The sequence below is a fragment of the Nitrospirota bacterium genome, from assembly GCA_016178585.1.
Taxonomy (GTDB): Bacteria; Nitrospirota; Nitrospiria; order JACQBW01; family JACQBW01; genus JACOTA01.
Window position 1 is genome coordinate 1 of record JACOTA010000078.1, and the last position, 15,345, is coordinate 15,345.

Annotated in this window: 16 protein-coding genes and 1 tRNA gene; 14 read left to right on the top strand and 3 right to left on the bottom strand. The window is 45.8% G+C overall.

What is annotated here, in order from left to right; translation table 11 throughout:
• Window positions 1–292 precede the first annotated feature (292 nt).
• Window positions 293–571, top strand: a complete 279-nt coding sequence (locus HYR79_12055) for a type II toxin-antitoxin system RelE/ParE family toxin (GenBank protein ID MBI1822432.1) — start codon at window positions 293–295, stop codon at window positions 569–571.
• Between the two features lie 8 nt (window positions 572–579).
• A complete protein-coding gene (locus tag HYR79_12060) occupies window positions 580–867 on the top strand; it encodes a HigA family addiction module antidote protein (protein MBI1822433.1) in 288 nt (95 codons plus the stop codon).
• A gap of 135 nt (window positions 868–1,002) precedes the next feature.
• On the opposite strand, the gene HYR79_12065 is transcribed toward HYR79_12060, so the two are convergent.
• Window positions 1,003–1,233 (bottom strand): CDGSH iron-sulfur domain-containing protein, encoded by a 231-nt coding sequence (locus HYR79_12065; protein ID MBI1822434.1) that lies wholly within the window; start codon window positions 1,231–1,233, stop codon window positions 1,003–1,005.
• Window positions 1,234–1,302: 69 nt separating this feature from the next.
• Window positions 1,303–1,770 (bottom strand): MarR family transcriptional regulator, encoded by a 468-nt coding sequence (locus HYR79_12070; GenBank protein ID MBI1822435.1) that lies wholly within the window; start codon window positions 1,768–1,770, stop codon window positions 1,303–1,305.
• Window positions 1,771–1,889: 119 nt separating this feature from the next.
• On the opposite strand from HYR79_12070, the gene HYR79_12075 reads away from it, so the two are divergent.
• The 12 genes from HYR79_12075 to sucD all read left to right on the top strand — a co-directional run bounded on the left by HYR79_12075 (window position 1,890) and on the right by sucD (window position 14,926).
• Window positions 1,890–1,963 (top strand) — tRNA-Pro (locus tag HYR79_12075).
• Window positions 1,964–2,119: 156 nt separating this feature from the next.
• Complete coding sequence (locus HYR79_12080) at window positions 2,120–3,085, top strand: sigma-70 family RNA polymerase sigma factor (protein ID MBI1822436.1); 966 nt, start codon at window positions 2,120–2,122, stop codon at window positions 3,083–3,085.
• Window positions 3,086–3,208: 123 nt separating this feature from the next.
• Window positions 3,209–3,721: an adenine phosphoribosyltransferase gene (locus tag HYR79_12085; GenBank protein ID MBI1822437.1), complete on the top strand. Its 513-nt coding sequence runs from the start codon at window positions 3,209–3,211 to the stop codon at window positions 3,719–3,721.
• A gap of 233 nt (window positions 3,722–3,954) precedes the next feature.
• Entirely contained in the window at window positions 3,955–5,160 is a 1,206-nt protein-coding gene (locus tag HYR79_12090) for an acetate--CoA ligase family protein (protein ID MBI1822438.1), read from the top strand.
• A 1-nt stretch (window position 5,161) separates the two neighbouring features.
• Entirely contained in the window at window positions 5,162–6,985 is a 1,824-nt protein-coding gene (locus HYR79_12095; protein MBI1822439.1) for an ATP citrate lyase, read from the top strand.
• A gap of 194 nt (window positions 6,986–7,179) precedes the next feature.
• The gene (gene icd, locus HYR79_12100; protein MBI1822440.1) at window positions 7,180–8,562 is read left to right on the top strand and encodes an NADP-dependent isocitrate dehydrogenase; all 1,383 of its coding nucleotides are present in this window, start codon (window positions 7,180–7,182) and stop codon (window positions 8,560–8,562) included.
• 3 nt (window positions 8,563–8,565) lie between these two features.
• Entirely contained in the window at window positions 8,566–9,348 is a 783-nt protein-coding gene (locus HYR79_12105; GenBank protein ID MBI1822441.1) for a citryl-CoA lyase, read from the top strand.
• Between the two features lie 219 nt (window positions 9,349–9,567).
• Entirely contained in the window at window positions 9,568–10,134 is a 567-nt protein-coding gene (locus HYR79_12110) for a 4Fe-4S ferredoxin (GenBank protein MBI1822442.1), read from the top strand.
• 110 nt (window positions 10,135–10,244) lie between these two features.
• A complete protein-coding gene (locus tag HYR79_12115) occupies window positions 10,245–10,910 on the top strand; it encodes a 4Fe-4S dicluster domain-containing protein (GenBank protein ID MBI1822443.1) in 666 nt (221 codons plus the stop codon).
• Between the two features lie 29 nt (window positions 10,911–10,939).
• Complete coding sequence (locus tag HYR79_12120) at window positions 10,940–12,514, top strand: FAD-binding protein (GenBank protein MBI1822444.1); 1,575 nt, start codon at window positions 10,940–10,942, stop codon at window positions 12,512–12,514.
• Window positions 12,515–12,701: 187 nt separating this feature from the next.
• On the top strand, window positions 12,702–13,865 hold the full coding sequence (gene sucC / locus HYR79_12125) for an ADP-forming succinate--CoA ligase subunit beta (GenBank protein ID MBI1822445.1): 1,164 nt from the start codon (window positions 12,702–12,704) through the stop codon (window positions 13,863–13,865).
• Window positions 13,866–14,053: 188 nt separating this feature from the next.
• On the top strand, window positions 14,054–14,926 hold the full coding sequence (gene sucD / locus HYR79_12130) for a succinate--CoA ligase subunit alpha (GenBank protein ID MBI1822446.1): 873 nt from the start codon (window positions 14,054–14,056) through the stop codon (window positions 14,924–14,926).
• Window positions 14,927–15,033: 107 nt separating this feature from the next.
• On the opposite strand, the gene HYR79_12135 is transcribed toward sucD, so the two are convergent.
• Window positions 15,034–15,234, bottom strand: coding sequence for a cold-shock protein (locus HYR79_12135; GenBank protein ID MBI1822447.1), 201 nt, complete (start codon window positions 15,232–15,234; stop codon window positions 15,034–15,036).
• Window positions 15,235–15,345: the final 111 nt, after the last annotated feature.

Genomic DNA, 15,345 nt, shown 5'->3' on the forward strand with positions numbered 1-15,345 from the left:
AAGAGCCAGCGCTATGCCAACCGGCCTGGACTTGATACGATTTTTACGGAAGAGGTCCTTCAAGTAAAGGCGAGGCGGAACAAGAAGGTTGTTGAGGCGGTTGAAAAATACGGGTATAAGCAGCGTGAGATTGCGGATTATTTGGGTTTGCATTTTACATCAGTGAGCCGTCTGATAAAACAGAGGGTTTAAGAAATGACAAGAAAATAGACCTGACCCCTAATCGGTAGTTGGGCCTGTCATGGACAGGAATAATATTGACACCTGATACGTTATATGTTACAATTCACTTGTGATTAATTCCTTCCGACACAAAGGATTGGAGAAGTTTTACCAGACGGGCAGTAAGAAAGGAATCTTTGTGGCCCATACCAAAAGATTAAGGCTTATTTTGGGTCTCCTGGATTCGGCTTTCGAACTTGGTGATTTGGCTTTACCCGGTTTGAAGCTCCACCCTTTAAAAGGAGATCTTAAGGGTTATTGGTCCGTGGAGGTCAGTGGAAATTGGCGATTAGTTTTCAGGTTTTCTGGTCATGATGTTTACGATATCAATTACTTAGATTATCATTAGGAGATCAAATGATGATGTATAATCCCCCGCATCCAGGAGAAGTTTTAAAAGAATTGTGTTTAAATCCTCTGGGTATTTCGGTTACAGAGGCTGCAAGGGCTTTGGGTGTGACGCGCAAAACACTTTCCGAATTAATTAATGGCCGTGCTGGGGTGAGCCCCTTGATGGCAGTCAGAATAGGGAAGTCTACTGGGACAACACCTGAAAGCTGGTTAAACATGCAGTCCGCACATGATTTGTGGCAGGCAAGGACTCAAATTCGTAAACTGAAAATTAAACCTCTGAAAGCGGCTTAGTTCTTGGTCAGAAAGATCAGCCGCTGCATTAGAAAAAATAAAAGGGGTCACCCATTAGCAAAACGCAAGAGAAAAAAGGGGCCTCTATTTGAACAGAGGCCCCAGGCAAATTATGATATAAAACAAATCACTAATTTATAATTTTTTATGCGTTCCGTCGCAATAAGGCTTGTTTCCACTCTTCCGACAACCGCACCAGGCCACCGTTTTAACCTGGTCAATGGTTACCTTGATGGGGGTGACGCCGGTATTTAGTTTTTGGTGGGATCCGTCGCAATAAGGCCGGTTCTTGGACTCCCCGCATGCGCACCAATATTTTTCTCCCGGTTTTTCATCGATAACAAAAGGGAATTTTTGATCTGGCATTTTAAACCTCCTTGTTTTAGTGAGTGAATATCTGCCTGCTGATGTTAAATTTAACGGTTTTCTTAATCTTTATTTTTCAAAACTTTCTTTTAACTTTAAAAGCATTTCCCGTAAAACGGCCATTTGTTCAGGTGTCAGCGCGTTTTCGAAAAACGGCTTCAAAAAATAGATATGGGCAGGAAAGACCTCTCGAAAAGATTTATTTCCTTTTGGCGTAAGCCGGACAAAGATGCTTCGCCTGTCTTCTTTTGAAGGGATACGCTCTATCAGTCCTTTCTTTTTGAGCCGGTCTAAAACACCGGTAAGGGTTCCTTTGGTGACCAGCGTTTGATCGGACAACTCTTTACATGACATTCCAGATGTATTCCCCAGGGTAGCGATAACGTCAAATTGGGCCGTTGTTAGTCCTAAACGCCGAATATGGCGTTCGTCTTTTCGTAAAAAAGCAAGGTAAGTCTCAACCAGCGGCCGTAAGACCTTTAAAAAGACCTCTTTTTCAGCGTCATCTGCTGTTTTTCGATCGAATGATTTCAACATAATGGTTAAAGTTAGGATAATCCTAACTAGCACTAATGTCAAGATAAAAAGTTGTTTTTTATCTGCTTGTCCCTACGTTGACTTTTGATCTTAAACCTGTTAATTTAGAAAAATAATTGCGGGGCGTGGCGCAGACCGGTAGCGCACTCCGTTCGGGACGGAGGGGTCGAAGGTTCAAATCCTTTCGCCCCGATTATATTCTCCTTAACCAAAAATGCCTGCTCGCAGCCACCCGTTTGGCTTTTGAAGGTGTGATCAGTGTCGCACAAAGGTATGGTTTATCTCTAAAATCCCGGCACTTGCAGGGGGGAGATCAAACACTCGCTCGATCATTTATATTTGAGGGTTTATGGAAGAAGAATGGGAAAAGGAGAGCACTCCTGAGACGGGAGAGTCCGAGGAACAGGGGGTTACGCTTCCCGAAGGCGAAGTCATTTTCGAAGGGGAGTCCATAGCCGAAGAAGAACCTGAAAAAGACTATTCAGGCGGTATGGACGCGATGAAGAGCTATTTAAAGGATATCCGCAAAGCCTCCCTTCTGAATTTTGACCAGGAACAGGCTCTGGCGAAACGAATCGAAAAAGGGGATGAAACCGCCCGGGCTCAAATGATCGAAGCCAATTTAAGGCTTGTGGTGAGTATCGGTAAAAGATACATGAACCGGGGAATGCCTTTTGCCGACATCATTGAAGAAGGAAATATCGGCCTTATTAAAGCCGTCGAAAAGTTTGAATATAAAAGGGGATTTAAATTCAGCACCTATGCCTCCTGGTGGATCAGGCAGTCGATTGAACGGGCGATCATTAATCAGGTCAAACTCATTCGACTTCCTGTCCATGTCGTTGAGAGGGTTAACAGTTATTTAAACGTTGTGGAAGACCTTGTCCAGGAGATTGATGGCGATCCAACCCCCCAGGAAGTTTCAAACAGGTTGGGAATTCCGGTAGAAGACGTCATCGATATACGACAGGTTATACGAAAGACCTATTCCCTCGATAGCCCAATTAGTTATTCCAACGACACTTCATTAAAAGATGTCATTGAAGACGGCGGACAGATTTCCCCGTATAAACGGACAGAAGGGGTTAAACGGCGCGAAGATTTGATGGAATGGATTAGCCACCTTAAGGATACTGAAAAACAGGTTCTCACCCTTCGTTTTGGATTGGATGGGGGAAATCCACAAACCTTGGAAGAAATTGGGGTTTATTTCGGATTAACCCGGGAGAGAGTACGTCAAATTGAAAGCAGCGCTCTCACTAAATTAAGAGCGATGATTTCAACAAAATCAATCAAACCCGAAGAAATTTTATAGATGAAAAAAGATTCAGAGAAAAAAGCGAGCGAGAGGGACAAAAGCGGAATATCCGGCTTTGCCGGTATGAAGCGCGGGGGACCGGGGGGCATTGAGCAGGGTTTGCGAAGGCCCTCCGATTTAATAGACTTAAAATCAAAAATCAGGGGCATTCCGGACTACCCGAAAAAAGGAATTTATTTTTATGACGTCACGACCTTACTAAAGGAAGGGGAGGCCTTTAATCAGGCCATTGATCAACTGGTTGCCCCTTACAAACAGAAGGGAATTCACAAGGTCGTTGGAATCGAATCCAGAGGGTTTATTTTAGGAGCTCCGGTGGCCTATCATCTGGAGGCCGGTTTTGTTCCCGTTAGAAAACCAGGCAAGCTTCCGGCCGAGACCTTTGAGGTAAAGTACGACCTGGAATACGGAAAGGACGGCCTGTCCATTCATCAAGATGCGATCCTCGCTGGAGAGAAAATTCTTATTGTGGATGACCTGCTTGCGACCGGCGGCACCTGCGGGGCGACGATTGAACTCGTTGAAAAGCTGGGAGGTGTGATCGCCGGCATTGCGTTTTTAGTTGAGTTAAAAGATCTCAAGGGAAGAAAGAAACTTAAAAATCATCCCGTTTCCTCTTTACTGGTTTATTAGGATTTAGGCATATTTCTCGGCTCAAAATAAAGAAAAATCCCTTTTTTCCCCTGTTTTGTTTCAATTGTGAAACAAAATTAAAAGATTCCCAAAAACCCCTTTTCTTTTGCTTCTTTTAAACGATTTCTCCTTGACACCAGTAGAAAAGTTTTGTTAGATTTTTCTCTTTCCGCTTAAAATCAATAATGCGGGCTCATTGTTCTAGAAATGAATTAATTGAGTGGGGGATTAGAATGGCGAAGGTGCTCGAAGGGGCCGGAATGGGTCTTTTAAAGAAATGGGGAATGTCCGTTCCCGACTATGTCGTGGTGACATCGGTTGAGCAATTTGAAATGCTTGCGCAAGCCAACAAGTGGCTCCAGGAAAAGAAGGTGGTCGTCAAGGCGCATGAGGCGATCGGTTCGCGTTTTAAGCTTGGGCTTGTTAAAGTCGACTTGAATCTCGCGGCGGCAAAAATCGCGGTAAAGGAACTGCTTGGAAAAGAGGTCGGCGGGGGGCTGGTGGTCTCTCAGGTCATTGTCTCGGAAATGATCCCTCATCAAGAAGAGTTCTACATTGCCATTAAATCCGTTCGCGAGGGGTGTGAACTTTTATTGGCCGATTTTGGCGGGATTGAAGTGGAGGCCAATTGGGATCGCATCCGAAAACTAGTCATTGAAATTGGCGAAGCGCCCGCTCAAAAGACTCTCGAAAAACTGGCATCAGATGCCGGTTTTAAAGGAGACCTTATCAAAAACGTGGCCCAGTTTGCCTTAAAGCTTTTCCAATGTTATGACGCGGAAGATGGAAATTATCTTGAAATTAATCCTCTTGTCATTCGGCAAGGGACTCAGGAACTGGTGGCTCTCGATTCTGTCACGCTGGTGGACGGAGACGCCAGATACCGCCACCCGGATTGGAACTTTACTTTTGCTTCGGAGTTTGGAAGGCCCTATAGCGGCGACGAAAGGGCAATTTTAGAAATCGATTCACGGGTAAAAGGCTCCGTAAAATTTATTGAAATTCCGGGGGGTAATATCGCGCTTCTTCCTGCCGGGGGAGGCGCCTCTGTATTTTATACCGATGCCGTGGTTTCACTGGGTGGAAAACCGGCGAATTATGCGGAGTATTCCGGCGACCCGCCCGATTGGGCGGTGAGCGCCCTGACCGATAAAGTTTGTTCTCTTCCCAATATCGAACATATTATTGTCGGTGGAGCAATCGCGAATTTTACCAACGTTAAAAAAACCTTTGCCGGAATCATTCAGGGCTTTAGAAAAGCAAAGAGCGAGGGAAAGTTAGAGGGAGTAAAAATATGGGTTCGCAGAGGGGGTCCGTTTGAAAAAGAAGGTTTGGATGCCATGCGGGCTTTGGCCCCGGAGGGGTTTGATATCCACGTTTACGATCGGAATACCCCATTAACCGATATTGTCGATTTTGCGTTAAAGGGGGGAAACTAATATGGCTATTCTGGCAAATAAAAATACAAGAGTGATGATTCAAGGGGGGCCGGCAGGAGTCAACGCCGCAAAAAAAATGGCGGAGTTCTGTCAGCTCAATAAGTTACCTTTAAACGTTCAGGCGTTTGTTTTTCCTCCCGATACTGGTAAAACTTATGAAATTCCGTATGGGAGTGAATTGATTTCTGTCCCGGTTTATAAAACCGTCGCCGAAGCCGCAAAAAATCATTCCGGTATCAACACCACCCTGATTTATGTAGGACCTGAGAGGGCTTATCCTGCCGCGATGGAAGCTTTAAAGGATCCCGCGATACAGCTCGTATCAATGATTACAGAAGGGGTGCCTGAAAAAGATGCCAAGCTTTTGACGAAAGAGGCTAAAAAGTTGGGAAAAATCTTTAACGGACCCTCTGCCATAGGAATTATTTCCGCGGGAGAATGCCGCCTGGGCGTGATTGGCGGCGCATACGATAATTTAATCTTAAGCAAACTTTATCAGTCCGGGTCGTTTGGCGTCCTCACAAAATCAGGCGGACTTTCCAACGAAATTATCTGGATTGTCAGCCAGTTTGCAGATGGAATTTCCACAGCGGTTGGAATAGGGGGCGATGCGTTTCCCGGTTCTGATTTCGTTACCTATCTTGAAATGTTTGAAAAAGACCCTAAAACAAAGGTCGTCGTTATCGTTGGGGAAATGGGAGGCGACCTGGAGGAAAAAGCGGCGGAGTGGTTTGGCGCTAAAAAAAGACGGATTCAACTTATGGCCGTTATTTCAGGTTTCTGTCAGGAAACCCTTCCTAAAGGGATGAAATTCGGTCATGCGGGCGCCAAGGAAGGGCTTCACGGAGAAGGGTCAGCCCGTAGCAAGGCTGAACTTCTGAGAAAAGCGGGAGCGATCGTTCCGCCCACGTTTGGGGCCCTGGGCCCCGCTATTAAAAAAGTTTATGAGGAGCTTTTGGACAAAGGAGAGGTCAAACCATTTTCGGTTGTCGATGTTCAGACTTTGCCCAAACTTCCAAAAACCGTTCAAGAAGCTTTAAAAAACGGAGAGATCATGGTTGAGCCTCTCTTTAAATCTACCATTTCCGATGATCGCGGTGATGAACCGTTATACGATGGATACGCGGCCTCTGAGCTGATTAACAAAGGTTATCAAATTCCCCATGTTATCGGATTGCTTTGGAATAAAAAGCTGATTTCCAAAAATGAGGCCGAAGCGATTAAACGGATCATTATGCTTTCCGCCGATCATGGTCCCTGTGTCAGCGGCGCTTTGGGAACCATTGTCGCGGCGTGCGCGGGAATCCCGATGGCCCAGTCGGTAGCGGCGGGCATGTTGATGATCGGTCCCCGGTTTGGGGGAGCGGTAACCGACGCGGGGAAGTGGTTTAAATATGCCGTCGAGAAAAAGCTTTCCGTCGATGACTTTCTAACTTACATGAAAGCCAATGTCGGCCCGGTTCCAGGAATCGGACACCGGGTTAAAAGTCTTCGCAATCCCGATAAAAGGGTCAAAGAGTTGGTGGGTTATGTCAAAACCCTGTCGATCTCGACCCCTTGTCTGGATTTCGCGCTCGAAGTGGAAAAAGTGACAACAGTTAAAAAGGACACGCTGATCTTAAATGTGGATGGGGCAATGGCTGCCATTTTGGTAGACCTCGGTTTCCCGGTTGACAGTCTGAATGGTTTTTTTATTCTCTCGCGGACGATTGGAATGATTGGCCACTGGGTTGATCAAAAACGTCAGGGAAGCCGATTAATCAGATTGTTTGATTATCTGGTTAATTACGCGTCTCCGAAAAAGAGAGAAGTCCCTCCGCTATAAATAATGATGGCCTCGTCATATGTCGTCATTCCCGCGAAAGCGGGAATCTCCTGGGGAGCCACAAAGCTTGCTCGCGAGCGGGCCCGCAGCGAGACTAATCATTTATCCCGTTTACACGGGAATGGCAGATAACCGCTTATTCAGACTTTTTATGAGACCATCAATAATAACAATTTTAAAAAGGAGATAAAACGGTGGCCTATCAAAAAGTGACCGTCCCTCAGGGGCAAAAAATTACAATGGGTGTTGATGGAAAATTAAACGTGCCTGACCATCCAATCGTTCCTTTTATCGAAGGGGACGGAACCGGCGCGGATATTTGGAGAGCCGCTGTCCGCGTCATTGATGCCGCCGTAGAAAAAGCCTATCGTGGAACCCGAAAAATTTCCTGGATGGAAGTCTATGCGGGAGAAAAAGCCAATGATGTTTATGGGCCGAACACCTGGCTGCCTCAGGAAACCCTCGAAGTGATTAAAGAGTTTTTAATTGCGATTAAAGGCCCATTAACGACTCCAGTCGGCGGGGGCATCCGGAGTATTAACGTGGCGCTTCGCCAGGAGCTTGATCTTTATGTTTGCCTCCGCCCGGTCGTTTATTTTGACGGAACCCCAAGCCCTGTGGTTCATCCTGAAAAGGTCGAAATGGTTATTTTCAGGGAAAATACGGAAGATATTTATGCGGGAATTGAATGGGAAGCCGGGACTCCCGAAGCAAAAAAAATCATTGAGTGGCTTCAAACCGAAATGAAGGTGAAAAAAATTCGCTTTCCAAATACTTCCAGCATCGGGATCAAGCCGATTAGTATAGAAGGAACCAATCGGTTAGTCCGTGCCGCCATCAATTACGCCATAGCCAACAACCGGAAAAGCGTGACCCTTGTTCATAAGGGAAATATTATGAAATACACCGAAGGGGGTTTTAGAAAATGGGGGTACGAACTGGCCAAGAAAGAGTTTCCTGATAAGATCGTCAGCTGGGACGATTGTAAAGGGAATCCTCCTGCCGGAATGATTTTAATGAAAGACGCCATTGCGGATAATTTCCTTCAGCAGATTTTAACCCGTCCGGATGAATATGATGTGATTGCCACCATGAACTTGAACGGCGACTATATCTCGGATGCGCTTGCCGCTCAAATCGGCGGTATCGGAATTGCTCCGGGTGGAAATATCAACTATGTGACCGGTCATGCTATTTTCGAAGCGACCCACGGCACCGCGCCGAAGTATACCAACCTGGACAAAGTCAACCCGGGTTCGGTTATTCTTTCCGGGGAAATGATGTTGAGACATTTTGGCTGGATCGACGCTGCTGATCTGATTCTCAAATCCTTAAGCAAAACGATAAAAACCAAAGTGGTGACGTATGACTTTGCCCGCTTGATGAAAGGGGCCAAAGAGGTGAAATGTTCACAGTTTGGCGATGCCATTATTAAAGGCATGAGCGGCGGGTTTGCCACGCTTAAAAAGGCTCCGGTTAAAAAGGCGACAGCTAAAAAAGCTGCGGCTAAAAAAAGAGTGGTAAAGGCGGCGGGTGTAAAAGGGCAAACTGTCAAGAAAAAAGCGAAAAAGAGATAAAAAATGGCTGAAATGGAATGGAAAACCGCCGTTGCCGGACAAATCGGAGCCGAGACCGTAATCCGCGGTTATCCGCTGACGGAATTGATTGGCTCCGTTTCCTTCGCGGAAGCTATCTTTCTTGTTTTAAAAGGGGAAACACCCACCGAGAGAGAGAAAAAACTTCTCGAAGCGACTCTGGTGGCGGTCATTGAGCATGGAATTGCCCCTCCTTCTATTGTGGCGGCCAGGATGGTCTTATCCGGCGGCAATTCGATTAATTCGGCAGTTGCCGCGGGAGCGTTGACTTTGGGCGATTTTCATGGCGGGGCGATTGAAATGCTGGCCAAAATACTACAGGAATCTCTAACGCCCGACGTGGATAATGTCCGTTCCTTAGCCAAGCGGATTGTTCATGAGTTTAAAGAGAAAAATCAACGGGTTCCCGGATTTGGCCATAAGCTTTATAAAAGGGATCCCAGAGCTTTAAAGCTGATTCAAATCGCCCGGGACCTGGGATTTAAGGGAAAATATATCGATTTTGCCCTGGCAATCCAGGACGAATTAGAGGCCGATTCCAAAGGTAAACCGCTTCCACTCAACGTTGATGGCGTAACCGCCGCAATCATGTCGGAAATGGGAATCCACTGGAGAAATGGAACCGGACTTTTTATCATCGGAAGAATCCCCGGTGTCGTTGCCCATGTCGTCGAAGAGAAGATGAGGGAAAAGCCTTTCAGAAGACTTCCGGAAGGGAGCCATAAATATGACGGAAAACCGATTCGCCACTTAACTGAAAAAAAATGAAAATGGACCCGTCGAAAAAATGCTCCGGGCGACAGGCGCGATTCATTTGAATCCCATTTTATCGATTGATCCCGAATATTGCCCCGGTTAAAATTAATGATGATGCAAAACCCAATTGAAAATAAGAGTGAAATGGTCAACGTTGAAATCAGCGGCAGAAAATGCCGGGTTCCCGCGGGCCTTACCGCGATTAAAGCGGTCTGGTATACAGGTCAATCGATGACCAGGGGTATTGGTTGCCTTGGAGGGGTTTGCGGCGCCTGTTCTATTCTTTATCGAATACGGGGAAACCATGAATTACAGTATGGGTTAGGGTGTCAGCTTGTTGTAGAAGAAGGAATGTCTTTTTCCTTTGCTCCCCATATTCCATCGGGCAAGGCGGCCTATCATCTTGAAGAAATTAAAGACCCAAAACAGGAGCTCGTTAAATATTACCCAGAAGCCGCGCTTTGCCGGAATTGCAACACCTGTACCGAGGCTTGTCCGCAGGGTATTGACGTAAGAAGTAATATTTGGCGGGCCGTTTTTGGAGAATTTAAACAGGTTCGTGATGAAACGCTCAATTGCGTGATGTGCAACCTCTGTATTCCAGTCTGTATCGCGGATATTTCTCCCAACCTGGTGTTTCTTTATGCGCGCCGGACCTATAACTATTTTTATGAGAAAAAAGCTCCCAACCTTGCCTCCAGACTTACGGAAATTCAGGAAGGAAAATATCAATCGGATTGGGACGCCATCATTCAATTAGATGAAAAGGGCCTGAATCTATTCTGTCTTTCAAAGTAGGGGCAGGCCCCTGTGCCTGCTGGGCAACCACGGGGGGGTTGTCCCTACAAGAAACATATCACAATTATTTTTACGTTTGTATTAATTCATTAAAGGCCCCCTGAGTAGACATGGTCAACATTACAATAGCTGGCAAACCTTATTCTGTTCCCGATGGTTTAAGCCTCATTCAGGCGATGTGGTACTGCGGGTTTAATTTAACCCATGGCATTGGTTGCCTGGGGGGAGTTTGCGGAGCATGTACGATAACTTGTAAGGTGGGTGATTCTCCCATTAAAACGGTTTTGGGGTGTCAAACTCAGGTTGCGGAAGGGATGTTTTTTAATTTATATCAGGTCGAGGTCCAGCGCTCGGTCCCTTACAAAACACCTTTTGATTTTCAAAAGACAATGGATGCCCAGTCATTGAAAAATCATTTTAATGAGACCCTTTCCAGCACGAGGCGATGTGTCTCATGCGGCGCCTGTACCGCCGTCTGCCCTCAGGAAATTGACGCGATGAGAGGGGTTAAAGAAGCCATTAATTCGGATTTTAAAGGGGTGTCGGATCTTTTTTTAAATTGCGTCATGTGCGGACTTTGTGCTTCGGTTTGCGAGGTAAACGTTTTTCCTCATTTGGTCGGTCTTTACAGCCGTAAAGCGACAAGCCTTTACCTGACCCGAAAAACCATTCGACTTGAGGAAAGAGTGGAAGAAATTAAATCAGGTTATTATGATGCCGACTGGCTTCGATTATTAAATTTAAAAGAAAAGGATTTGGAAAAGGAACTCGTTTGAATTCGTTAGAAAGCTCTAAAGAACTGGTTATGACCAGGCTGGAACAGCGGAAAGATCAGATTTTTCCCCGGGTTTCTCAGGAAGAAAAGGAAAAGATTATTCGCCGGTTTCATCCTGACTACAAAGCCGAAGGCTATCGTGCCATTCGGGTAGGCCCGAACAAAGACGAGAAAACCGTCCATGAACTGGCAGATCTTCTTGAAGCTCAAAGCCCCGTTTATCAAAAGGAAATTTCCCTTCAATCCCACTACACAACCGATGTTCTGGTTATCGGAGGCGGGGGCGCCGGCGCCGCAGCGGCCTTAATTGCTAAAGAAGCCGGTGCGGATGTCCTGATTGCAACCAAACTTCGTTTAGGCGATTCCAATACGGTGATGGCTGAAGGCGGCATGCAGGTGGCCGCAGGGAAAGACGATTCTCCGATCATTCACTTTAAAGATAGCATGAAGGGCGGGCAGTTTAAAAATAATCCTCTCCTTTTAAAAACACTGGTTGAAGAAGGTCCATCCGCCGCTCAATGGCTTTTAAGCCTGGGCATTTCGTTTGACCGGGATGAAGAGGGCAACCTCAGGTTGAAAAGCGGGGGAGGGACCAGCAGGGCCCGTCTTTTGACCTGTAAAGACTATACCGGTCTTGAATTAATGCGAACGCTTAAAGACGCCGTTTTAAATCAGGGGATCAATATCCTTGAGTTTTCGCCCGTGGTTGAACTCCTCTCAGACAAGACGGGAGCTTGTACCGGCGCTATTCTTAAAAATCTAGATACCCAGGCGTGGGTTGTGGTCAATGCAAAAACCGTCATACTGGCCACGGGGGGAATTGGCCGCCTCCATATTCAAGGTTTTCCAACCTCTAATCATTTTGGAGCTACGGCGGATGGCCTCCCGATTGCGTACCGCGTGGGCGCAAAACTCACCATGGCCGATACCTTTCAATATCATCCGACCGGAGTCATTGATCCCGAGCAGATGGCGGGCCTTCTGGTCACTGAAGCGATCCGGGGCGCGGGCGCACCCCTTTTAAATCGTTTGGGTTCGCCTTTCGTTTATGAATTGGAAACCCGTGATTTTGTAGCCGCTTCGATTATTCGGGAATGCGAAGAGGGGAGGGGCGTCGAAACGCCATCGGGAAGAAAAGGGGTCTGGCTTGATTTCCCAATGGTTAATGTCAAGCATGGACCAGAACATCTCGATCAGCATTTTCCCAATATGATTCGGCAATTTTCAAGATTTCAGATCAATATCCGGAAAGAACCGATCTTGATTTATCCGACGCTCCATTACCAAAACGGCGGGATTAAAATAAATGTGGACGGCGAGTCGGAGATCAAAAATCTCTTTGTTGCAGGAGAAGCGTCCGGCGGCGTCCACGGGCGGAACCGTTTAATGGGGAACTCTCTGCTCGATATTATTGTCTATGGCCGTCGGGCCGGAAAAGCGGCGGCTTTACGGGCTAAAATGACCGAGCCGGGCAAAATGACGCTTAACCATTTGAAACGGTTTAATGAGGAACTTGAAAAGGCGTCGATTCGTCCAACCCGGACTTCGCCGCTTTTATTCCCTGATTATGTCCGGAAAGAAGACGTGACCAAACAGAGCGCCTAATAAAAATAGTGAAAAGTTTTTAAGCTAACCGTTCGAATATCGAGGATGTGTTCCTCTCTGCTCCGGCTCCGAAATTTACCACTTATCTTAACAGACACTATGGAAGGGTAAACAAATTTCGAAGAGGTCGCTGTGAGGAACACATCCTCAATACTCTTGAGCCAATATCATCAGAAGAGGATTAATTATGAACATACACGAGTATCAGGCCAAAAAACTTTTTTCGGATTTTCATATACCCGTCCCGAAAGGAAAACCTGCGTTTTCGGTGGATGAAGCGGTTGCCATTGCCACAGATGGTTTAACCGGACCCGTTTTTGTCGTTAAAGCCCAAATTCATGCCGGAGGAAGAGGTAAGGCGGGTGGGGTCAAGATTACGAAAAATAGAAATGAAATCAAAGAATTAGCGAAAACTATTCTGGGAAAGGTTTTAATAACCCATCAAACCGGTCCTGAGGGAAAAGAGGTTAAAAAACTCTTAATTGAAGAAGGGGCGAATATTGATAAAGAGCTCTATTTGAGCATTGTCGTCGACCGGGCCACCGGTTGGCCTGTGGTGATGGCAAGTACCGAAGGGGGAATGGAAATTGAAGAGGTTGCGGAAAAACATCCTGATAAAATTATTAAACAAATGATCGATCCCGCCGTTGGTTGTTTCCCGTTCCACGGACGGTCCATTGCTTTTCAATTGGGAATGGAAAAAGAGGTCGTTTCGCAATTTTCCACTCTCCTTCAAAATCTTTACCGTCTCTTTATTGAAAAAGACCTGGGCATGGTTGAAATTAACCCGTTAGTGATCACCAAAGAGAAAAAACTCGTTGCGCTGGACGGTAAAATCCTGATCGATGATAATGCTTTATTCCGTCATGAAGATTTAAAAGCAATGCGGGATTTGGACGAAGAAGCGCCGCTTGAAATTCGAGCCTCGAATTATGGACTGAACTATGTGAAATTAAACGGAACAATCGGATGTATGGTCAACGGAGCCGGTCTGGCAATGGCTACCATGGATGTGATTAAACTGGCGGGGGATGAACCCGCTAACTTCCTTGATGTTGGGGGAGGGGCCTCTAAAGAGACCGTAAATCATGCGTTTCAAATTCTCCTGGCCGATCCAAACGTAAAAGGAATTTTTGTGAACATTTTCGGCGGGATCGTCCGTTGCGAAAGAATCGCCGGCGGAATCATCGAAGCCGCAAAAGAAGTTGAATTAAAGGTTCCCCTGGTCGTTCGTTTAGATGGGACCAATGCTCCTGAAGCCAGAGAAATGTTAAAGAATTCCGGTTTGAAATTAGAGGTTGCCGAAAATCTCTGGGATGGCGCTCAAAAAATCGTCAAAATGGTGAAATAAGGTATTGGCTAAAGAATATTGAGGATGTGTTCCTCACAGCGACCTCTTCGAAGTTTTGCTTACCCCCACCAAAATGTAAAAATCTAGAGATGAGGGTAAACTTCGGAGCCGGAGCAGAGAGGAATACGTCCCCGATATTCGAACGGTCAGCCTGAGATTAATTTTATTATTTATTATAAGGATAGAACATGAGCATACTTGTTAATAAAAACACGAAAATTATTGTTCAGGGGATTACCGGAAAAGAAGGGTCCTTTCATGCATTAGCCTGCAAGGAATATGGCACAAAGGTTGTCGGGGGAGTAACTCCGGGAAAGGGGGGATCTGACCTGAACGGTGTTCCTATTTTTAATTCAGTGGCTGAATCGGTTAAAAAAGTCCACCCGGACGTTTCGATGATCTTTGTTCCTCCTCCTTTTGCCGCTGACGCAATACTTGAAGCTTTAGATTCAGAAATCGCTCTAATTATTTGTATTACTGAAGGAATTCCTTTAAATGACATGGTCAAAGTAAAACGTTATTTGGCAGGCAGGAAAAGCCGGTTGATCGGTCCAAATTGCCCGGGAATTATCACACCCGAAGAATGTAAAATTGGCATCATGCCTGGTTTTATCCATAAAAAAGGGACTGTCGGTGTGGTTTCCCGAAGCGGCACTTTGACTTACGAAGCTGTTTGGCAGTTAACGCAGTTGGGCCTGGGACAGAGCACTTGCGTTGGAATTGGCGGCGATCCCGTTAATGGAACAAATTTTGTGGATGTCCTGGACCTCTTTGAAAAGGACCCGGACACTCATGCGATTGTAATGATTGGAGAAATCGGAGGGGATGCCGAAGAAAAAGCCGCCGATTTTATTTTAAAAAATGTTTCCAAGCCTGTCGTGGGCTTTATTGCCGGAATGACCGCGCCTCCCGGAAGAAGAATGGGACATGCCGGAGCCATCATCTCCGGCGGAAAAGGAAGCGGACCGGATAAAGTCCGTGCGCTCGAAAACGGGGGCGTTACCGTCGTTAATAATCCTGCAAAAATAGGGGACACGGTTAAAAAACGCCTCAAAGGTTAGTCCAAAAAAAAGCCCTCATTCTATAAGTAGGAATGGAGGGCTCGGTTAAAAAGAAACTTAACTGAACTATTTTAATTTAAAAATTTCGTCTTTAAAGACAGTAAATATTAAATTAAATTGACATTGGTTGCCTGCGGTCCTTTCGCACCACTGGACACTTCAAATTCAACTGCGTCGCCTTCTTTTAAAGTTTTAAAGCCATCGCCTTTTATGGCGGAAAAATGAACGAACACATCTTCTCCATTTTCCTGGGAAATGAACCCATATCCTTTACTGGCGTTGAACCATTTTACTGTACCTTTAGCCACTTTCTAAACACCCCCCTTTAAAAAAATTACTTAACCCGGCGTTTACTACTAAAACCCTGATTAAGAGGTTTTAACAATATGGTAATTTATTTTTGATAAAAAAAAACCACA